Origin of the sequence: Flavobacterium terrisoli, from assembly GCF_030167905.1 — a bacterium.
Taxonomy (GTDB): Bacteria; Bacteroidota; Bacteroidia; order Flavobacteriales; family Flavobacteriaceae; genus Flavobacterium; species Flavobacterium terrisoli.
This window is the reverse complement of record NZ_JARGNA010000001.1, coordinates 221609-243942: the sequence shown is the minus strand read 5'-3', so window position 1 is coordinate 243942 and position 22334 is coordinate 221609. Positions and strand designations below refer to the sequence as shown.

Here is a 22334-nt window from a genome sequence, read left to right as displayed (position 1 = left end):
ATGGACTTTATCAAAGGGTTTTTAAAGGATAAAACAAATTTATTAAGCTTTTTTATAGCATTTATTGCTGCCTATTTAATTTTTCAAAACTTTTTTTCATCAAATGTTTATCCTTATACGTTGGGTCAGCCATTATGGGTATCATTAGATCCGTCATGGGGAATTGCTTTAAATTATGCCAATTTAAATAACTTAAATTGGGGTACAGAATTTTCGTTTACCTATGGGCCAATGGGCTATTTATGTACCAGGATAAATATTGGGGAAAATAAGTATTTAATTTTAGCCTATGATTTATTTGTCTTTATAAACTATTTCTTTTTGTTTTTTTATAGCCTTAAAAAAAGCAATAATAAGATAATTACCTTCTTGATTATTCTTTCCGTTTGCTTGATTTTCCCTTCTAATTCAACCGCAGCCGGGGCTTTGATTTTGATGGCCTTTTTAATTTTTTGGATAAGAATGAGTTTGGACAATCCCAAACCAATCTATTATCTTTTTCAAATCGCCATTGTTATACTGGCTTTTTATATAAAATTCAATACCGGTTTAATCGCTTTTCCTCTTTTTTATGCAGGCTTAATTTATAACGCAATCAAAAGGAATGAAAAGTGGATATACTTAATTTCTTATGCCTTACTGCCTGTCATATTAGTGTTTTCATTGAGCACAGTATTGAATGTTTCTTTATTGCCATATATTAAATCCGGTATGGAACTGATAAGCGGCTATAATGAAATTATGTATCTTGAAAACACCATTTATCATAGTATTCCGCATTTTATCATCATGATAATTTTGTTGATAGCCGTCATGTTTTTTAACCTCAATATTTTTAATAAAAAAGATTGGTTGAAAAAAATAACAATACTGTTTTTGTTTGGAATATCATTTCTCATTTTATACAAGCAAACCTTTACCCGGGCCGACGGACACGTTTATGACTTTTTTATTTATGTATCAATACTTCTCATCTGTAATTTAGATTTGCATATAAACAGCACCAAATGGTATGCAAAAGTGCTTTTTGTAACAGCTCTTTTAATACCGTTTAAGTTTTTAATATTTGACAATGACAGAACACTCGAGATAGCTGAAAAACTTCCTAAGTCAACCTATATTTCACAGTTTAATGAATTCACTCCAACAGCGGGGATGCATTTATTCCCAAATGCCTCTCAACTACCACAATCGGTTTTACAAAAAATAGGGGATAAAACCGTTGATATCTATCCTTGGAATGTCCAGTTGTTGCTAATGAACAAATTGAATTATGGGCCAAGACCCGTTATTCAATCTTATATAGCATATACAAAACATTTAGAAAACATGAATTTTGACCATTACAATTCCGGCAAAGCTCCTGAATATGTAATTTACGATGTGGCTTCTATCGATGGAAGATATCCCTTTTTTGATGAGCCCAAAGTAAATTTGGCCCTCATCAAAAATTATAAGGTTGTGGATAAATTTGATTTTGACGGAAGAAGTTTGGTGTTGTTGCAAAAGAGATTGGATTTCAAACCGGTTAAGCTTGAAAAAACAAAAGAGTATGCCATGCTTATAGATTCTCCGTTAATTCCACATGAAGACATTTTCTATGAGGTAAGCGTTTACAACAATCTACTGGGAAAAGTGGTTACAGTTATTGAGCATTCTCCTGAAATAAGCCTTGAAATTTATACGGAAGATGGTAATATCGCTAAGCATAGAACCTCAAAATCATTATTGGAATCGGGCGTTTTTTATGACAGAATAATCAATGAAACTAAATATTTTAATGCTATTTTTGAAGCACCCAATGAGATTCCAAAAGTTAAATATTATAAGTTCATACCCAAACATCCATCTCAGATTAAGGATAAAATCAAGATCACAGAATACAAAATAACACGATAGCATGAATATTTGCATTATAACAGGTTCATCAGGATTAATCGGTAGCGAATCAGTTGCTTTTTTTGCGGATAAATTTGATACAATTATAGGAATTGATAACAATATGCGTCAAGTGTTTTTTGGTGCCAATGCTTCTACAGAATGGAATACGGAAAAATTGGTAAAGGAAGTTCCCAATTTTGAACACCATGCCATCGATATCCGAAACGTTGAAGCGCTTGAAAAGTTATTTTCCAAATACAAGTCAGACATTAAACTGATTGTTCACACCGCGGCACAACCAAGCCACGATTGGGCAGCGCGTGAGCCTTTGACCGATTTTACGGTGAATGCCAATGGAACATTAAATATGTTAGAAATGACACGTTTACATGCTCCGCAAGCGACTTTTATCTTTACATCAACGAATAAAGTTTATGGAGATACACCCAATTATTTACCGTTGGTAGAATTAGACAAACGCTGGGAAATAGACGAATCCCATCCTTATTTCAAAGAAGGTATTGACGAATTGATGAGCATTGACCAAACCAAACACTCCTTGTTTGGCGCTTCCAAAGTGGCTGCCGATGTCTTGGTTCAGGAATACGGAAAATATTTCGGAATGAATACCGGAGTTTTCCGCGGCGGTTGTTTAACCGGACCAAATCATTCGGGAACGCAGTTGCACGGCTTTTTATCCTATTTGATGAAATGTGCTATTACCGGAGATAAATACACGGTTTTTGGTTACCAAGGCAAACAAGTTCGCGACAACATTCACAGCTGGGATTTGGTCAATATGTTTTGGCATTTTTATCAAAATCCAAGACAGGGAGAAGTGTATAATGCCGGTGGCGGAAGATTTTCCAACTGTTCGATGGCTGAAGCCATAGAAATGTGTGAAGCCATTACAGGGAAACCAATGAATTACGAATATTCGGAAACCAACCGCATTGGTGACCATATTTGGTGGGTAAGCGATGTGTCTAAATTCAAAGCCCATTATCCGGATTGGACCTGGAAATATAATATCAACGATATTTTGACGCAGATTTATGCGGCAACAATTAAGAAGAACTAGTTCTCATGAGCATTAGAACCCAAATCGTCCAAAAACTGGTTCATATCAATGAAGCCATTTTCTTTTATCCAAAACTGAAAAGATTTTATGCAGACAATCTAAAGGAAGAAAAGATAAGCATTCTTGATATTGGTGCCAATAAAGGACAGTCGATAGATTTTTTCTTAAAGATCAATGCCAATGCCGAGTTCGATGCTTTTGAGCCCAACAAAAAATTATTTGTTCATTTACAGAACAAATACAAAGCAATGAAAAGCATCAGATTACACAATTTTGGTGTGAGCAATATCAAAGGGGAATTGGTTTTTCATGAAAATATTTTGGATGAAACGTCTACTTTTGAAGAATTGAATTTGGATTCAAAATATCTCGAAAAGAAAGCCAAAGTTTTAGGTGTTACCAAAGAAAATATCATTGTTGATAATTATAGAGTGGCCGTAATCAGATTGGCAGATTTTTTAAAAGAAAATAGTAATAAAGCATACAATGTTTTAAAAATTGATGTCGAAGGTCATGAATTGCAGTGTTTGCAAGGATTATTTGCCGATGAAGCAAAAGTTTTGCCAATAAAGTTCATTCAATTGGAAAGCCACAATGACGACATGTATTTGAGTAATAATCAGCACACAGATATAGAGGAATTATTAAACCGAAATCATTTTGTAAAAATCGCCGAAATCAAACATGGCTTTGGAGATTTTGCCGAATTGATATACGAAAATCAAAAGTTGTATGAAGCTTAGTATTGTAATCCCGGCCTATAACGAAGAGGAATCTATAGCTGAGACGATTGACCAAATTGAAGAAGCGTTTTCAAAAGTCAATATCGACCACGAAATCTATGTAGTCAATGACAACTCAAAAGACAACACACTTCAGGTTTTAGAACAATTGGCACAAAAATATCCGGCGCTGACTTATGGTACCAACCTTGGTCCGAACGGTTTCGGATATGCCGTTCGCTACGGTCTGGAACGATTTTCGGGTGATTGTGTTGCGGTAATGATGGCTGATTTATCCGATTCACCCTATGATTTGATTCGGTATTACACAACCATGGTTGAAGGCAATTATGATTGTGTTTTTGGGAGTCGTTTTATCAAAGGCGGGAAAGTTATCGATTATCCTTGGGTCAAGAAAATTATCAATCGCGTCGCCAATGCCATCATCAGAATGGTAATGAGCATAAAGTATAATGACACCACAAATGCTTTCAAATTATACAAACGGGAAGTGATTGACGGCGTAAAACCCATATTGTCCCCACATTTTAATTTGACAATTGAATTGCCTTTAAAAGCAATTATCAGGGGTTATAGTTACACGGTAGTTCCTAATTCATGGACCAATAGAAAGTATGGAGAATCAAAATTAAAAATAAAGGAAATGGGTAGCCGTTATTTTTTTATCTTGGTATACTGTTTTGTAGAAAAATACTTTTCAAGAGGGGATTTTAAAAGAATTCAAAAATAGATTTCTGCAATGACCGAAAACAAAGCACCATATAACATTATGCATACAATAGACATTTCAATTATAGTTCCGCTTTACAATGAAGAGCAAGTTTTTCAGCAACTGGTTGAAAGATTAACCAATGTGATTGATTCAACCGGATTTTCTTGTGAGGTCATTTTGGTAAACGATGGCAGCTCAGACAAAACGCCCGATTTAATTGAAGAAATCTGTAAAAAAGACAATAGGTTTACAGGAATATTGTTGTCAAGAAATCATGGACATCAATTAGCGGTTACTGCGGGATTAGCCAATGTCAGAGGGAAAAAAGGCGCAATGATCATCGATGGTGATTTGCAGGATCCACCAGAATTAATAACAGAATTTTACAAACTGTTGATGAATGGCAATGATGTCATTTATGCCATCAGAAAAAACAGAAAAGAAGGCTTTTTCAAAAAACTGGCCTACAAAGCGTATTATAGACTTCAAAAGAAAATCTCAAATTTTAACATTCCAATTGACAGTGGGGATTTCTCAATGCTAAGCCGACGCGTTGTAGATAACATGAACAGCATGCCTGAGCAAAGCCGCTATTTGAGAGGCATGAGAGCTTGGGTTGGGTTTAAGCAATTGGGCTATGAATACGATCGGGATGAGCGTCAGGCAGGAGAAACAAAATACAGCTGGACAAAATTATTTGAATTGGCCTTTAACGGTATTTTCAATTTTAGTGATTTCCCGGTAAAGATTATAACCCGGTTGGGGTTTTTCACCATCGTTTTTTCGCTGATTTATTTTGCGTATAACATTTACAGAAGGGTTTTTTATAATGATGTTCCTCAAGGATTTACAGCCACGATATTGGCTATTATTTTATTTAGCGGAGTTCAATTGATTTCACTGGGATTAATAGGTGAATATGTTTTAAGGATTTATAATCAAGTACGAAATAGGCCTCTATTTGTTGTTGATAAAATCATACAGGACGGAAAAGAAACTTCCGAAAAAGATTAAAATGGATTATGATATAAGACAATTAAGCAATTTATTAATCTCATATAAGAAAAGCCCAGGAATCATGAATACACTTTTGTATAAAGTCATGGTATCTGAAAGGAAATGGCTCAATTCAAACATTAAATTACCTTTTAGGGTTTCAATAATTTATTCATGGAAAAAATAAAAAAGTATCAAGACAGCATCTTATTATTTGTTCTAACCGTTATAGCTTTCCATTTCGGGTTGGGTTTTGAAAAGTTTAATCCGGCTAATATCAGTTGGTTATTTGAAGCAAGAATGGACTGGTCAACCCATTATTTAGGCTGGGGTTTTTTCAGGGATGCACCTTGGCAATTTCCGCTTGGATCTATTGATAATTATTATTATCCGATAGGAACCAATATTGGATTTACGGATTCCATACCCTTGATGGCAATATTGTTAAAAACAATTTCATTCTTGTTGCCTGCTAATTTCCAGTATTTTGGTCTCTGGCTGTTTATCTGTATGTTTCTGAATGGATATTATTCCTTAAAAATTTTCAATTATTTTAAAATAAACAAAATAGTTGCCTTTTTATTGGTGATTATTATACTGTTGAATCCGATATTCATATTCCGTCAAATCCATCCGTCATATTGTGCGCATTGGCTTTTGATAGGCTCTATTTATTTGTATTTATCAACTACAAACAATCCAAAGGTTGTCAGTAAAAATATAAAGTATTCATTTCTTTTATTGCTTTTGAGCAGCTTGATAACGGTGTATTTAACAGTTGCTGTGTTTGGATTTTTCGCCTTGCTATTGTTTAAAATATATTATTTTGAAAAGCAAATAAGCATTCTAAAAGCAATTGCCTGTTTAGGCTCTTCATTGGCAATGATTTTTGCCAGTTGGGTATTGGTTGGATTAATCGACTTTTCAAAACATACCGATATTGCCTCAACCGGATTTTATGGTGCTTACCGATTGAATTTGAATGCGCTTTATAATCCAATGGGATATTCAAGGTTTTTGCCTGCCCAGGATTTAGTTTCAGGTTATCAGCAAGATGGATTTATGTACTTAGGCTTAGGCCTCATCCTTTTGTTCTTCATTTCAGCAGTTTATTTGGTAATCTCTTTTATCAAAAGCAAAAAGTTACTCTTTAGCAAAAAATCAGTACCGCTGGTTGTTTTCTGTATTGGATTATCAGTTTTTGCAGCTACAAATGCCATAAGCTTTAATGATACAACGATTTTCACCATTCCTTTTCTAGATAAGATGGAAAAACTGGGCGATATTTTTAGGGCTTCTGCAAGATTCTTTTGGTCGGTTTATTACTTAATGATTTTTTATTTTATTGGGGTTTTCAATAAGATACCTTTAAGCAAAAACATCAAGATAGGTTTGGTTAGCTTTTTAGTATTGATTCAAATGGTGGATGTCAGTCCGATTTTTTATAAGAAAGAGACACAGTTGGGCGATTATAAACCAGCCTTGAACATTAATTTTTGGAATGCTATTTTTTCAAATTTTAAAAATGCAATCACCGTAATGCCGTTCAATAATGATTTGGTTAATTTCCAGGATTATCAGGAAATTGCCTTTTTTGCCTATAAAAATAAAACCACTGTAACGAATGGGAATTTGGCCAGATACGACGGTAAAATAGCGCAAGTATTTACCAATGATTTAATCAGTAACATTATTAAAGGGAACTTTTCAACCGATAACTTATACATCACGAGTAAAGAAAATCTAAAGTATTTCAGTCCTGCCTATAAAAAGGGATTGATAAACATAATTAATTCTGACGGCTATTATTTTGTGTATTCCAAATCCAAAAAAATCAGCAATCTACCGGATAACCTACCAAAAGATAAAAGTGAATTTGAAGTTGCCCAAAGGGAAAATTTAGTTACAACCGAGTTTGAATTGTGCAACACTCCATTAGGCAAAAGCAATGGAGAAGTAAAATTTAATTTTGAAAATGAATTATTTGTCAATCCAATATTTCAGGTTAAAGGCTGGGCATTTATTGAAAACACCGATAATAACGCCGGAGATTCCATCTTTGTTTATTTAAAAAATGACAAAAATCTGTACAAGAAAAAATCTGTTCAGACAAAAAGGGAAGACATCACCATTGTATTCAAAAAGCAAAACCTTGACAATTCAGGATTTGATAGTTTTGCTTTTACCAATAACTTGGAAAAAGGCAAGTATGAGCTAATAATTGCCATCAAGGACAAAAAAGGAAATCTGTATTATACCAATACCAACAAAGTTGTTAATATCGGGTTTGAAGAATTTATTACACCAATCAGTACAAAACTTACTTCAATTAAAGATTCTAATCTCGGACTTGGAGTAGATGCTTTTGATTTTAAGAACAATGTATTGACCATAAAAGGCTGGGCTGCTTTTAAAGAATTTGAAAGTAAAAAATCAGTGATTGAAGTCCTTTTCCTCCGCAATAACGAAACCTTTTCTTCTGAAACAATTGCCAACCTGAGAAAAGATGTAACAGAGGCGCTAAAAAACAACATCAACTATGATGACAGCGGCTTTGAGGCAAAGATTGATACTAAATCGTTACCGAAAGGTGATTACACCATCGGAATAAGAATAATTAACAAGACTTTTAATAAAGACAGTTATATAATTTCGGATAAAAAAATAAAGATTGAATAACTACAAGAGAGTGTAAATCGTTTAAAATCAAACTATTTTAAGCGAAAAACTTTTTTTAAAAATTATTAAAAAAAACATATTTTTGTGAAAAATTAATAAATATGAGAAATAGAATTTTAGTAGCACTTATTTTGATGTCTACAATTTTTATTGGCTGTAAAGATGAAAAATCAGTAGATCAGTTAGATGTTGTTACACCGCAAGTTGAAGACAATACTTTCAAAGTTACTCTTGATGTGATTTTAAAAAAGGATGACGATTTTTGTTTTTTCTATACTGATGCATCGGGACCTGAATTTAAAGAGCCAATCTGGATGGGAGTAAAAGGAAACGAAAACCAACAAAAAGTGTTGTTTTCAATTCCAAATGAAAACTATCCATCAGAAATCAGATTGGATTTTGGGATGAAGCAAGACCAGGAAGATATTGTTTTAAAAAGTGTTCTTTTAGAATATAACGGAAAAAAGAGAGAGATTACGGGTCCGGAATTAGGAATTTATTTTAGAGCCGACGAGAACAAATGTACCTTCGATCCTGCAACCGGAATATTAAAAGCAGTTGTTAAGGATGGTAAAAGACAAAGCCCATCACTATATCCACAAGATAAAGTCTTAAAAGCTGAAATTGAAAAACTAGCCAAATAGTTCAATTCAAAATCAAAATTAAAAGCCATAGAACAATACAAATCTATGGCTTTTCGTTTTTTATGTTTATTTTTGAAGAAACCAATACGGAGCTAAAAGGCAATAATGTTAAGAGAAAAAATAGCGGGCAAACTTAAGAGCCAACAATTCAAAAACTTTATAATTTACGGCTTCGGGCAGGCCGTAAATCTTATAAGTCCTTTGTTGGTTATTCCTTATATCGTTTTTGTTTGTGGCGAAGAAGGATTGGGAAAAGCGGGAGTTGGTTTTTCTTTTGCCTTGATAGCGATAGTTTTGGTCGATTATGGTTCCTATATCAACGGCACTAAAGAAGTCGCGATTAGCCATTCGGACAAATCGATTTTAGAAGAAAAATTTACCACCATTTACTTGTCAAAGCTAATACTACTGGTATGCGTTTTACTATGCTGCAGCTTAATCATTTTTACCATTCCTTTTTTTCAAAAGGACAAATACCAGCTTTTGTTAAGCCTGCTAATCGTTGTGGGACAGTTTATCAATCCAACGTGGTTTTTCCAGGGAATTCAAAACTTCAAATGGATTTCCATCATCAATGTACTTTCAAAAGTGATCTATGTGGCTTCGGTTTTCCTGTTGATTAAAAAGCCGGAAGATTATATCTACATCAATTCATTTCTTGGAATCGGTTCCATAATTGCGAGTTCATTAGGATTTCTTTGGATTTATAACCACTATTCATTTTCATTGAAAAACTGCTCTTTTCCCAAAGCTTTGGCCTTGATAAAAAGCGAGTTCTCACTTACGGTTTCCCAGCTGTTTTTTTCGTTTTATCAATATGCCCCAATTATGGTGATAAGTTATGTGGGCGGAAATTTTATGGCAGGTCAATACCGAATCATTGACCAGATTGTCATGATTTTCAGAACCTATTTTCAAATGTTCTTTAACTTTATCTACGCAGATGTTTGCCGCCAGATTTATGATAACGTTAGAATAGGCATTTCCCAATGGAAACTAAAGAACGGTCTCAACTATTTGATGATCTTGCTGATCCTGATTGTTTTTTATTGCAGCACCCAATTTATTTTATTGTTCTTTAAGGTAAATCCGCAGGACATAGAAGAATTAGGCTCTTATTTTAAAATCGGGTTATTGATACCGGTTTTTATGGGGATTTCTTTTGCCCTGAAGCAATTGATGTTTTCGTTCAATAAGAATAGGGAATATATCAGGATTACTATTTTTTCAACAGTTCTGAGTTTACTGATGCTGTTCTTTTTGTTGTCGGGCATAGGTTTGAAAGGCGCTTTTATTTCAACTATTATTGCTGAATTCTTTATTATTGTATCCTATATTTTAGTTTTAAAAAGTAGCTTTGCAAAAGAGACAATAAAAACCTAATGGTAATAGAAAAGCCTAACAATACAATCATTTATCAATTACTCTATGCGACCTGCGTATTGATTCCGTTTATCAATATTTATGAATTGACATTTGCTGTTTGGTTTTTAACTGCCGTTGTCACAATCTCCAACAGATACTCTTTAGGAATCATAAAATACATCACGTGTTTTTCAATTATTTTACTCACGGCTTATATATCGAGTTTCTTTAATGCCGAAAGCACCTATAATTTCTTTAGGGATATTGCTTATTTACTCAAACCAATCATTGGTCTTTTGGTCGGATACCAATTGTATAAGCGATGTCAGGGGAAAGTATTTACAACGGTTGTTTACACGGGAGTGTTTTTATCCTTAGCTCACCTCGTTATTGTAGCAATTACCTTCCTGAGATTTCGCACCATTTCAGTCAATTTACTGCGTGAGTTCTGTGGGTATCACAGTGATTACGAGGTGTATGTGTTAATCATATTATTGTTTTATAAAAAATTTCAACTCGATTGGTCCCCAAAAAGGGTGCGCATCTTTGTTATTTTGGTTGCCACATCAATTTTCCTCTATTTATCAAGGACAAACTTTATTGAGTTCATCGTGCTTTACATTGCCATAAAAGGATATTTTGTAATCAACAAAAGATCAATTACGGTAATGTCTTCGGTTCTTTTATTTGTTGTTTTAGGTTATACAGCGGTTTATCAATCAAATCCGCAGCGATCAGGAAAAGGAATTGAAGCCTTTTTATACAAAATTAAAAATGCACCAATTGAACCCTTCAAAACCAAAATAAACAAAGAAGACTGGAAAGATTTTAACGATAATTACAGGTCCTACGAAAACATTCTCACGGTAAAGCAAGTTACATCCGACGGAACATCATCGATACTATTCGGAAAGGGATTAGGCGCAACCATAAACCTTGGGAGAGAAATATGGACCAATGACGGAGAGTTTATCCAATACATTCCGATTCTTCACAATGGTTTTGCCACTGTATTCCTTAAGTCAGGCGTTTTTGGGGTCTTGTTTTTAATCATTTTTATGATCCTATTGGGGAAACCTCAAAAATCCAATCTTGTATCGGTTCAAAATATCAATTTGCTGCTCATTGGCAGTGCGGTTTTCCTGATTGTATCCAATTGGGTTTTTATGGGATTGTATCTGAAACTGGACAACAAATCGATTCTTTTAGGCTTTTTGATTTGCTATAGGGAAATGCTGATGAGAAGTGAAAAAGGGCTAAGCACCGAACCAAAAGTTGTAGCATGAAAAAGCAGAATATTTTTGTGGACTGCCATGTCTTTGATGGCAACTTTCAAGGCACTACGACTTATATCAAAGGGCTTTATACCGAGTTGATTCAAGATAAAAATTTCCATTTCTTTTTTGGCGCAGCCGATATTGAGTTTATCAAAACCATTTTTGGCACGCATGAAAACCTGACTTATGTGGCCTACAAATCGAAGAATAAATTTCTCCGGTTATTGTTTGACATACCAGGCATTATCAAAACGAACAAGATTGATTATGCCCATTTTCAATATGTGGTTCCGCCAATCAAAAACTGCAAATACATAGTAACCATTCACGATGTTTTGTTTCTTGATTTCCCAAAATACTTCCCGTGGGCTTATAGAGTGAAGAATAAATTGCTGTTCAAAAGAAGCGCCCAATGTTCTGATATTGTTTTGAGCGTTTCAGAATATTCAAAAAAGCAAATCCAGAAGCATTTCGGAATAGACAAAATAACTGTAACGGCTAATGCTGTTGATCCGGTTTATTTTGAACCCTTTGACAAGGAAACCATCAAAGAACAGGTGAAAGCGAAATTCAACGCAACCGATTATTTTCTGTATGTCAGTCGCTGGGAACCCAGAAAAAACCATCATAGCCTGTTAAAGGTTTTTGTGGAAAAGGAGCATTATAAAAATCATTCCTTGGTTTTTATTGGTGATAAAGCCATTGAAAACAGCACCTACAACACCTATTATGCATCATTGCCGGCCGACATAAAAGCCAAAATTTTTACTTTTAACAAAGTTGATTTTGAGGACTTGTTGCTATTTGTTCGCGGTGCCGACTTAGCGATTTATCCTTCCATTGCAGAAGGATTTGGGATTCCGCCTTTGGAATCTTTAGCGGCTGGAGTTCCAACGATTTGTTCCAATACGACAGCCATGTCCGACTTCGAATTCTTAAAAGGCGTGCAGTTTGATCCATTGAATGAAGCCGATTTGAATGATAAAATCCAAAAAGGATTGTCTGATCAATCACTGCAAAACAGGATTTCAGAAATGAAACTCATGTACAGTTGGCAAAAGGCAAAGACCGATTTCATTCAGGCTCTGAAAGATTTTGAAAGCGTGAAAAAATAACGCAACAATTTTTTTTCATCTAAGATATTCCCTCAATTTTATTATGTTTGCAACTCGAATAATTACTCAAAGCAAATCGTAATATAAATCATGAAAATAGCCATATTAGGAACTCGTGGTGTACCCAATTATTACGGTGGTTTTGAACAGTTTGCCGAATTTTTTTCGGTGTATCTTGTAGAGCAGGGACACGAAGTGTACTGCTATAACTCGCATGATCATCCATTTCAGGAAAAAACTTTTCATGGTGTAAACATCATCCACCAATATGATCCCGAGCACAAAATGGGAACTTTTGGCCAGTTCATTTATGATTTTAACTGTATCATGGATTCCCGAAAAAGGGAATTTGACATCATTTTACAATTGGGTTATACCAGCAATTCCATTTGGCATTTTCTTTTGCCTAAAAAATCCATCATCATCACCAATATGGATGGATTGGAGTGGAAAAGAACCAAGTATTCAAAACCAGTTCAGCAATTTTTAAGGTTTGCCGAACGCTTAGCGGCAAACAATAGTGATTTTTTGGTTTCGGACTCGGTTGGAATTCAGAAATTCCTCAAAACAAAGTATAAAAAAGAGTCAACCTATATTGCTTATGGTGCTTATCCTTTTTCCAACCCAAATGAAGTTTTTCTCAAGGAATATGGTGTAGAAAAAGAAAAGTACAATATGATAATGGCGCGTTTTGAACCTGAAAACAATCTGGACATGGTGCTTGAAGGTGTTGCGATGAACGAGGACAAAACGCCTATTTTGGTTATTGGAAAACACCAGACCAAATATGGTGAATATCTAAAGGATAAATTCAAAGCTCATGGCAACATTCGTTTTATTGGCGGCCTTTACAATTTAGAGCATTTGAACAATCTTCGCTATTTTTCCAATTTGTATTTCCACGGTCATTCTGTAGGCGGAACCAATCCGTCATTATTAGAAGCCATGGCTTCAAGAGCGCTTGTAATTGCTCATGATAATGATTTTAACAAAGGGATTTTAAAGGAAAATAGCTTTTATTTTTCCAATCCGACAGAGGTGAAAAATATTCTGAATACTATCAAAAAAAATGATAACTTGCAATTAGTTCAAAATAACTTTGATGCCATCGTCAATGAATTTAATTGGGAAAAAATAAATGGGGAATACTTACAACTCTTTGAAGAATGTTTTTCAAAATCTGATAAAAGAAAACAAAAGCAATAGTTCTTTTATTCCAACTCTCCTTGTTTTAGTTACCATTCCGCTTAGTTATGCCATCAACAATATGGCGTCAGGATTGTTTTTATTGACCGCTCTTTTCACCCTGAAAAAAGCCAATTTTTCCCTTTCAACCAGCTTATTTTTACCCATTGCGTTATATGTTTTAATGGTGCTGTCCTATTTTTGGTCAATAGATCCAACCAGTACTTTACCGGCATTATCAAAGGAAATCCCATTGCTTATTATCCCATTGGGATTTTTGCTGATTAAGGATTTCTCGAGTGAGCAAAAGCAAAAAATCATTGCCTATTATAGTTATTCTATGGTAATTCTGGTTTTGTATTACAGCATCAGGGCAGTAGTCCGCTATTTTATTTTACAGGATTCCCGCGTGTTTTTCTATCACGGAACCAATGAGGATGATTTCGGGTTAGTTCCTAAATTATTGAATGCAATTCACGTTTCCATATTCGTAGCTGTAGCGTTTTTTTACTTTTACACCAAGAGTATTAAATCTAAAATCGACATTTTAATATCCATTTTACTCTTTGGTTTTATACTCTTGCTTTCTTCGAAGAACATTGTTCTTGTTGTTGTCTTATTGGTTTTACTTCATATTTTCTTTTTTTCAAAATCATCCCATAAACTTCGTTTGAGAAACCTGATTGTTTTTGGTTTACTCATAGGGTTTATTTTTTCCTTTGGAAGGATAAAAGCCAGATTTGAACAGGAATTTCAAACCAATACAAGCAAAAGCTTAAGTACAAATGTGGTTGAAGGCATTCCTAATGGCGTTCATTATGTTAGTCTCAAAGAAGCCTGGACCAATGAGAAATTTTCAACCAATGATTATTTCCCGGGTACGGCTTTCCGGGTTTATCAGTTTAGGATTTTCACCGAGTTGATGGCTGAGGAGCCTATTTTCCTTACCGGTTTTGGCTTAAATGCTTCCTATCCGAAAATTGAAGAAAAGGCAAAACATTACAATCTGTTTTTGGGAGGAAATGGATTTGAGGGCTACCAAACCAAAAATTTTCACAATCAGTATATTCAGAATTTTGCTGAATTAGGCGTTGTCGGTTTTATAATATTGTTATTAATGTTGATTATGAACGTTAAAATCGCATATCAATCGAAAGATTTTGTCCATTTTGCTTTCGCATTTCTAATGATAAGTTTATTTTTGACCGAATCATTTTTATGGAGACAAAGAGGAGTGGTATATTTTACAATGATGTATTGTCTTTTTAATTCAGGAATTGCACAAAAAAATTCCAAAGCAGAATAAAAAATTTATGAAAAGAATATTAATTACTGGAGCAGCCGGTTTTTTGGGTTCCCACCTTTGTGACAGGTTTATAGCCGAAGGTTATTACGTTATCGGAATGGATAACCTGATTACGGGAGATTTAAAAAACATAGAACATTTGTTTAAAGATAAAAACTTCGAATTTTATCACCACGATGTTACCAAATTTGTACATGTTCCGGGAAATATAGATTATATTCTTCATTTTGCCTCACCGGCAAGTCCAATCGATTATTTAAAAATTCCAATCCAAACCCTAAAAGTCGGTTCTTTGGGAACGCATAATCTTTTGGGATTGGCCAGAGTAAAAAAAGCCAGAATCCTGATTGCTTCGACATCGGAAGTTTATGGTGATCCATTGGTACATCCACAAACCGAAGAGTATTATGGAAACGTAAACACCATTGGGCCAAGAGGCGTTTATGATGAAGCCAAGCGTTTTCAGGAATCGATAACTATGGCGTATCATACTTTTCACGGTGTGGAAACCAGAATAGTCAGAATTTTCAATACTTATGGACCAAGAATGCGACTGAATGACGGTCGTGTAATTCCGGCTTTTATTGGTCAAGCTTTGAGAGGCGAAGATTTAACCATTTTTGGTGACGGAAGCCAAACGCGTTCGTTTTGTTATGTAACCGATCAGGTAGAAGGCATTTTCAGATTATTGCATTCCGATTATGTGTATCCGGTAAACATTGGGAATCCGGATGAAATTACGATAAAAGATTTTGCAGAAGAAATCATCAAGTTGACGGGAACCAATCAAAAAGTAGTGTATCATCCACTGCCGATTAATGATCCGTTGCAACGCCAACCCGATACGACTAAAGCCAAAGAAATACTGGGCTGGGAAGCCAAAGTAAAGAGAGATGAAGGAATGAAATTGACCTATGACTATTTCAAATCGCTTTCGAATGAGGAACTTTTAAAAGAAGAGCACAAAGATTTTAAAGGATATATCCATTAGTATTTTATGGTTGCACAGCAAACAGGAAGATATTCAAAATACATCAGGCCGATAAGCATTTTATTCGATCTGATTGTGGTAACAACATTGAGTTTGTTTTTCTTCAGAGAACTGAAACTTAATTTGTTTTACTATTTGTTGTATCAAACTTTTACCTGGTTCCTGATTGCCATCATTGTCAAATATTACGAAGTCTTCAGGTTTACCACTCCGGTAGAAATTATCACTAAACTGGTCAAGCAATTCAGCCTCTTTTTACTCGTTGTCATTGCTTTTTTCCCTTTTGCCAAAACAGCCATTTTCAGCGGTAGAGCCATTGCCATTTTTATGACGATGAGCTTTATTATCATTCTTACTTTTAAATACTTCCTGTTTTTCTACTTAAAAAAATACAGATTGGTCACAGGAAGTAACTTCAGGAATGCGGTAATCATTGGTTATACCCCGGAAGCCATAAGACTGAAGGAGGTGTTTGAAAACAGAAAAGATTATGGTTATCGGTTTTACGGTTACTTTTCAGATAAGAAGCAAAATCCGGAAATTTTAGGAAAAATTGAAGACCTGAAAAAATTCACGATTGACAATAAAATTGACGAAATCTATTGTTCCTTAAATGAAATTTCAAACGAAAAGCTCAAGGAATTAGTAGAATTTGCAGATGATAACAGAAAGGCAATAAAATTCATTCCCGATTCAAAAGAGATTTTCTCCAAAAATCTAAAAGTTGATTATTACGAATTATTCCCGGTACTTTCTTTACAAAAAACACAACTGCATCACCCAATCATTAAAGGTTTTAAACGTGGTTTTGACGTAGTTTTTTCGTTATGTGTCATCGTTTTTATCCTGTCGTGGTTAATTCCGGTGTTGGCGATTTTGATAAAATTGGAATCCAAAGGCCCGGTTTTTTTCAAACAAGGCCGACCTGGACTGGATGAAGAAGAATTCTTTTGTTATAAATTCCGTTCGATGCAAGTCAATGGATTTACCGAAAAAGAAGCCTCTAAAAACGACCCTAGAGTTACCAGAATTGGGAAGCTAATGAGAAAGACCAGCATGGATGAATTGCCACAGTTTTTTAATGTACTGTTAGGCGACATGTCGGTTGTTGGACCAAGACCTCACTTGTGGTCACAAAACAAAGCTTACGCCAGCAAAATCAAGAAGTATATGGTGCGCCATTACGTAAAACCTGGTATCACAGGATTGGCTCAGGTTAAAGGTTTCAGAGGTGAAATTGAGACCGAAGAAGATATGGTAAACCGCATTAAACTTGACGTATTTTATATTGAAAACTGGTCGATTATCATGGACTTGAAAATCATCTTCCAAACCGTTATCAATATCTTCAAAGGAGAAGATAAAGCCTACTAGAAAACCTTTTTCGCTATCAAATCTTTGATCTGATAATCTAAATCAAATTCGGTTTCGGCAGTGTGAAATATTCTTTTTTTCATCGAATCCAAATCCGTTTTACCGAGCCTTGAAATCTCAATCAATTTTTGGTTTAAATCATTGAAGTTTTCTACAGAAGCGACCCAGCCTAATTTGTGCTCTTCTACTATAGTTTCCCCTTCGCCACCGCCAAAATAAAGAATCGGAAATCCAAGTGAACCATATTCAAAAATCTTAGACGGAACTGAGCCATAAATTCTGGTTTTCAACGGCACAATCGCAATGTCAAAAGTTTTTAGTGTTTCGTGCAGTGCTTTACGTTCCATCATACCGTGGAAGAATATCTGTTGACTTTTTAGGGATGAAATCAACGCTTCTATCTGATTTTTTTCGGCACCATCACCAAACAAGTGCAACTCAATATTTAAGTCCTGTAACTCGATTTTTTCGCATAGTTCCAAAACGCCTTGTGCCACACCCAACAATCCGGCATAAAAGATTTTTACCGGCTGGTTTTCGGCTGTTTTTAATTCCATTCCGGAAACCTCATGGTCAGGGAAATTTCGGTATAAATAGCAATCTTTCTGAGGACAAATGGTTTTTACATGCGCAATAATTTCATTGGATTGTCCCAAAACCAAAGTCGCCTTTTTGTAAATATAGCGCTCAAAGAAAAGCGAAACCTTATGGGAAAACGAACCAACTTTCAACGCATTCAGTTCGATGGCAGCCAAAGGCCATAAATCGGAAACATTCAGGATTATTTTTTTGCTTTTTAGCGAAAGCACCAAAACCGAAATAAAGGAAAGCAATAATGGCGGCGATTGAACGATTATTTTTTTTGGCGTTTTTTTGAATAATAAATAAAAGAACAAACTCAATGAAAAGGACAATATCGAAATGATTCTGACCAGGATGTTTTTACTCACACTCGGGTAAATCCAAAGCCTTTTAACCGTAATATTATCTCGGTTTTCGGTTACCGAAAATTTGCCTTTGTACTCGGCAAACAATTCGCCTTTGGGATAATTTCCCAATGGACAAACCACCGAGACTTTATAATTATTTTGGTCCAATTTCAAAGCCAACTGCTCAATCCTGTTGGCAGCAGCACCTTTTTCCGGCGGATAGTAATTGGATATAATGAGAATGGATTCCATTATTTTTTCAAAAGGATATCGATAATTCGTTCGGAAGCTTTTCCGTCCCAAAGCTCCGGAATACCTGCAGTTCTTGGTCCGTTTTTCAAAAATTCAGTAAATACTTTTTCCAGATTTTCTACTGCTGTCCCAACCAAAGTATTCGTTCCAATGGTTTCTGTTTCTGGTCTTTCGGTATTGTTGCGCATCGTAAAACAAGGAATACCTAAAACCGTGGTTTCCTCTGAAATGCCACCTGAATCCGTAATCACAGCAAAACTGTTTTTGATTAGGAACATAAAGTTCAGATAGCCTTGCGGTTCCACAAAAAGGATGTTTTTTAAAGCCAAATTGGTTTCGCCTAAAATCGCCTTGGTTCGCGGATGAATCGGAAAGATTATTTTTTTGTCCTCTGCCATTTTATCAATGCCCTGAAGCAATTCAATCAGTGATTTTTCCTCATCAACATTCGCCGGGCGATGCAAAGTCAGGATGATATAATTGCCGGTAGCTAAACCAAATTCGTTCCAAAAATCAGGGGCGGAAATTCGATTTAAATTTTGGTATAAAGTGTCAATCATCACATTGCCCACAAAGTGGATATGAGAAACATCGGCACCATATTTTACAAGATTTTCAGAAGCTGTGGTTGAGGTCGTAAAGAAATAATCGGTAATGCTGTCGGTAACAATTCGGTTGATTTCTTCGGGCATTGTCATGTCTCCCGAACGGATTCCGGCTTCAACATGTGTGACTTTGACATTGAGTTTTTTGGCCACAATTGCACAAGCCATGGTAGAATTGACATCACCAACCACCAAAACCAAATCACACGGGTTCTGGATTAATTCTTTTTCAAACGCCATCATAATCGCAGCAGTTTGTTGGGCCTGAGAACCGCTTTTTACTTCCAGGTTGGCATCCGGTTGCGGAATGTTTAATTCTTCAAAAAAAGTATCGCTGAGGTTTTTGTCATAATGCTGACCGGTATGCACCAACCGATAGGAAACCGTTGCTCCTTCGGCTTGTTTCTTTTCGATCGCTTTGATGATGGGTGCGATTTTGATAAAATTGGGTCTGGCGCCTGCGATTATGGTGATTTTCATAAATTATTTTACTAACGAAACAAACTGCTTCAATTTGCCGCTTTTGCTTCTTTCTAATGTTGATTTACGGGTGAATGTAAAAGACAAACCAGTTTCCAGATAAGTAGTAATGGCTTTTTCAATATGCTTAATCTGGCTTTCGGTTAATTCATTCTGACTTACATACTCAATGTCAAAAGTATCGATTTTGGTTTGTTTTATTACAAATTCTTTCACATTTCCATCGTCTTCAATGATGCTTTTAGTCACATAATAAAAAGTCAATCCCGGTGATTTTTTGCCGCTTGGAAGGACAGCAATGTCATTGGTTCTTCCGATTAATTTTTTCAGGATTGGTTTTTTGAAAGTGCTTTTTTCGTCCAAAATCCCAACATCACCGATGTCGTAACGAATAAACGGATGTGCTTTGTTGTATAAAGAAGTAATCACAACACGGCCTTCTTTTCCATAAGGCAAAACGTTGTTTTTCTCGTCTAATATTTCTACAAATAAGGTTTCCGAATTCACCTGCCATTCGTCTTGCGGATTTTGAAAAGCAATCAAATCCAGTTCGGAAGCACCATATTCATTGACCACCGGAACGCCAAACTGTTTTTCGAGCAGTTGTTTGTCATTGTCAAAAAGCATTTCCGAAGTAACCACACAGCATTTCAACGTTGGGCAAACGGTTTTTAAAACGATGTTTTTTTGTTGTAAAAATTTGGCGAACAAAACGATGGAACTAGTATATCCATTGATATAATGAAAGCGTTTCTGCTTGAATTTATCAAGCACAGTTTCCAAAACGGTATCGGATAAATCAAAAATGGTAAAGCGATAGCGATGACTCAAAAAGTCTTTGATACGCTCTTTGGTATTGCCGATAAAATCCAACGGAATCCCATAAAAACGGGCTTGCAATGACGAATTGAAATCGATTCCAAACCAGCCAAAGCGGTTAACAATATTGACCCAGGTCAGCGCATGGGAAAATTTATCTTTGGCAAAAATAAATGGATCACCACTCGAACCGGATGTTTTATTCACATACACTTTTTTGAGAAGATAGCCCTCCGAAAGCCTTTCCTGTAAAGGTTTTTGAAAATCCTTTTTGGTCATTATCGGGAGTTCATCCCAATTGGAATAATTTTTATTCCCCGCTAAATCGCGATAAGAATCATTATGCTGAAGATGGAAATCAACAATTTCCTTTCTTTTATCTGTTATGTGTTTTTCATAATCAGCTTCGGAGACAGACTGAATTTTTTCAAATTCACGTTGGGCTTCCTTCATCGGAAAGCCATTGAGCTGGAGCGTTAAGTTGAAAATATTGAGCATAAACAATAAAAAAAGGGCTAACAAATGTCAGCCCTTAAAAATACTATTTTATTAGTATTAATTTTTCATAATCTTAATTGTTTGTGATTGGCTCCCTGAATTAATTTCGAAGAAATAAACTCCGGTTGCATAACTTGAAATATCAAGAGCGTTTTCAATACCGCTAAACTCTCTGGTTGTCATTACTTTTCCAGATAAATCAGTCACTTTTAAAGTATAAGAATCCAAACCTTCAGTTTGTAAATTCACGACAGAAGTTGCAGGATTTGGATATACTTTGAATTTGGTAGTGTTAAAATCACTGTTCCCTAAAGTTCCATTTAATTTGAATACACCACCGGCAAACTCATCCTCATTAAATCCGCCACACCATCCTGTAGTGCCATTTAAAAAAGCAGGACTTAATCTTTGCGCTCCGGTATCAATTGATGTCCAGGTTGTTCCATTGTCAGAACTGAATGCTGAGCCCATTTCAGCCACAGTTGGTCCGGCACCTGTAGCTACTAAAGTTGTAGTTCCCGGAATGTAACAAAGTAATCTGTAAGCTCCGGTATATGGTGTTCCTGCAGTCCAGGTTGTTCCACCGTTTGAAGTAGTATAAGCCGTATAAGTTGTTCCTTGGGTTTTAAGTAAAAAACCATTGTTAGCATCACTGAAAATAGCATTTCCACTTACCGCAGCACTTCCAAAATCAGCTAATGGAGCTTGACTTACCGTCCAGGTTACACCCATATCAGTAGTTCTGTATAATCTACCTTTGTTAGTAGTGAACCATAATGTTCCACCGGCAACATCATAACCACCGTTATATCCGTATTCACCAGTTAAAGGATTTGGAAGACTAGCTCCCGGAACTCTTGTCCAGTTATCTCCACCATCGATAGTTCTGTATATTTCGAATTCACCTCCGGCTCCTTCAGGATCACCTTGTGTTATACCAACGTTAGCATTAAAAAAGTGAACAAAGTTAAACCAGGATTCACCCGCAGTTGTATAAGCAGCTGTATTTTGTTGCTCCCAGTTCAGACCACCATCAGTTGTCTTGAATACACCACCAAATCCCAGAGTCGCATCATAAGTACCAATCCAGGCAGTTGTTCCGCTAACAGGAGAAATATTAGTAATTGATAAAGTTGGGTCACCAACGCTAAACGTTCCCGGCAACCAAATGTTTCCTCCATCGGTTGTTCTTGTAAATTCCTGAATGGGTTCATCAGCAGGAGTTCCGTCAAAAGCAATAGCCCAAACGTTATTGGCATCTACAATTTTGATTTCTGAAATCCCTCGGCTTGCAGTTGTAAATCCTGTTGCCTGAGCATTCCAAGTCTGCGCTGTTGAAGCAAATCCTACAAAAAGCAAGGAAAAAGGAAGTAATAATTTTTTCATAATAATATTGTTTTTT

18 protein-coding genes are annotated in these 22334 nt (G+C 35.5%); 14 read left to right on the top strand and 4 right to left on the bottom strand.

The window, feature by feature from the left end:
- From P1K33_RS01075 to P1K33_RS01010, 14 genes are all read left to right on the top strand, one after another.
- On the top strand, positions 1 to 1899 hold the full coding sequence (locus P1K33_RS01075) for a hypothetical protein (RefSeq protein WP_284650994.1): 1899 nt from the start codon (positions 1 to 3) through the stop codon (positions 1897 to 1899).
- 1 nt (position 1900) lies between these two features.
- Positions 1901 to 2962, top strand: a complete 1062-nt coding sequence (locus P1K33_RS01070; RefSeq protein ID WP_284650993.1) for an NAD-dependent epimerase/dehydratase family protein — start codon at positions 1901 to 1903, stop codon at positions 2960 to 2962.
- A gap of 5 nt (positions 2963 to 2967) precedes the next feature.
- The gene (locus P1K33_RS01065) at positions 2968 to 3705 is read left to right on the top strand and encodes an FkbM family methyltransferase (RefSeq protein ID WP_284650992.1); all 738 of its coding nucleotides are present in this window, start codon (positions 2968 to 2970) and stop codon (positions 3703 to 3705) included.
- Positions 3695 to 4435 carry a glycosyltransferase family 2 protein gene (locus P1K33_RS01060; protein WP_284650991.1) on the top strand — a complete coding sequence of 247 codons (741 nt, stop codon included), beginning with the start codon at positions 3695 to 3697 and terminating at the stop codon, positions 4433 to 4435. Before P1K33_RS01065 ends, P1K33_RS01060 begins: the two co-directional genes overlap by 11 nt.
- 9 nt (positions 4436 to 4444) lie before the next feature.
- Positions 4445 to 5431, top strand: a complete 987-nt coding sequence (locus P1K33_RS01055) for a glycosyltransferase family 2 protein (RefSeq protein ID WP_284650990.1) — start codon at positions 4445 to 4447, stop codon at positions 5429 to 5431.
- A gap of 156 nt (positions 5432 to 5587) precedes the next feature.
- A complete protein-coding gene (locus tag P1K33_RS01050; RefSeq protein WP_284650989.1) occupies positions 5588 to 8092 on the top strand; it encodes a DUF6311 domain-containing protein in 2505 nt (834 codons plus the stop codon).
- Between the two features lie 101 nt (positions 8093 to 8193).
- Positions 8194 to 8736 carry a hypothetical protein gene (locus P1K33_RS01045; RefSeq protein ID WP_284650988.1) on the top strand — a complete coding sequence of 181 codons (543 nt, stop codon included), beginning with the start codon at positions 8194 to 8196 and terminating at the stop codon, positions 8734 to 8736.
- Positions 8737 to 8841: 105 nt separating this feature from the next.
- Positions 8842 to 10119, top strand: coding sequence for an oligosaccharide flippase family protein (locus tag P1K33_RS01040; protein WP_284650987.1), 1278 nt, complete (start codon positions 8842 to 8844; stop codon positions 10117 to 10119).
- On the top strand, positions 10119 to 11387 hold the full coding sequence (locus P1K33_RS01035; protein WP_284650986.1) for a hypothetical protein: 1269 nt from the start codon (positions 10119 to 10121) through the stop codon (positions 11385 to 11387). Before P1K33_RS01040 ends, P1K33_RS01035 begins: the two co-directional genes overlap by 1 nt.
- Positions 11384 to 12493 carry a glycosyltransferase family 4 protein gene (locus P1K33_RS01030; protein ID WP_284650985.1) on the top strand — a complete coding sequence of 370 codons (1110 nt, stop codon included), beginning with the start codon at positions 11384 to 11386 and terminating at the stop codon, positions 12491 to 12493. The genes P1K33_RS01035 and P1K33_RS01030 overlap by 4 nt, the downstream gene beginning before the upstream one ends.
- 90 nt (positions 12494 to 12583) lie before the next feature.
- Positions 12584 to 13699, top strand: a complete 1116-nt coding sequence (locus P1K33_RS01025) for a DUF1972 domain-containing protein (RefSeq protein WP_284650984.1) — start codon at positions 12584 to 12586, stop codon at positions 13697 to 13699.
- Entirely contained in the window at positions 13632 to 14984 is a 1353-nt protein-coding gene (locus tag P1K33_RS01020; protein WP_284650983.1) for an O-antigen ligase family protein, read from the top strand. The genes P1K33_RS01025 and P1K33_RS01020 overlap by 68 nt, the downstream gene beginning before the upstream one ends.
- A 7-nt stretch (positions 14985 to 14991) precedes the next feature.
- Entirely contained in the window at positions 14992 to 15975 is a 984-nt protein-coding gene (locus P1K33_RS01015) for a UDP-glucuronic acid decarboxylase family protein (RefSeq protein WP_284650982.1), read from the top strand.
- A 6-nt stretch (positions 15976 to 15981) separates the two neighbouring features.
- Positions 15982 to 17349 carry an undecaprenyl-phosphate glucose phosphotransferase gene (locus P1K33_RS01010; protein WP_284650981.1) on the top strand — a complete coding sequence of 456 codons (1368 nt, stop codon included), beginning with the start codon at positions 15982 to 15984 and terminating at the stop codon, positions 17347 to 17349.
- On the opposite strand, the gene P1K33_RS01005 is transcribed toward P1K33_RS01010, so the two are convergent.
- The 4 genes from P1K33_RS01005 to P1K33_RS00990 are packed head-to-tail and all read right to left on the bottom strand — an operon-like array spanning position 17346 to position 22318.
- Entirely contained in the window at positions 17346 to 18530 is a 1185-nt protein-coding gene (locus P1K33_RS01005) for a glycosyltransferase family 4 protein (protein WP_284650980.1), read from the bottom strand. The genes P1K33_RS01010 and P1K33_RS01005 overlap by 4 nt on opposite strands.
- On the bottom strand, positions 18530 to 19615 hold the full coding sequence (wecB, locus tag P1K33_RS01000; RefSeq protein WP_284650979.1) for a non-hydrolyzing UDP-N-acetylglucosamine 2-epimerase: 1086 nt from the start codon (positions 19613 to 19615) through the stop codon (positions 18530 to 18532). Before wecB ends, P1K33_RS01005 begins: the two co-directional genes overlap by 1 nt.
- A gap of 3 nt (positions 19616 to 19618) precedes the next feature.
- The gene (locus P1K33_RS00995; protein ID WP_284650978.1) at positions 19619 to 20932 is read right to left on the bottom strand and encodes a phenylacetate--CoA ligase family protein; all 1314 of its coding nucleotides are present in this window, start codon (positions 20930 to 20932) and stop codon (positions 19619 to 19621) included.
- 57 nt (positions 20933 to 20989) lie between these two features.
- Positions 20990 to 22318, bottom strand: a complete 1329-nt coding sequence (locus P1K33_RS00990; RefSeq protein ID WP_284650977.1) for a T9SS type A sorting domain-containing protein — start codon at positions 22316 to 22318, stop codon at positions 20990 to 20992.
- Between the last annotated feature and the right edge of the window lie 16 nt (positions 22319 to 22334).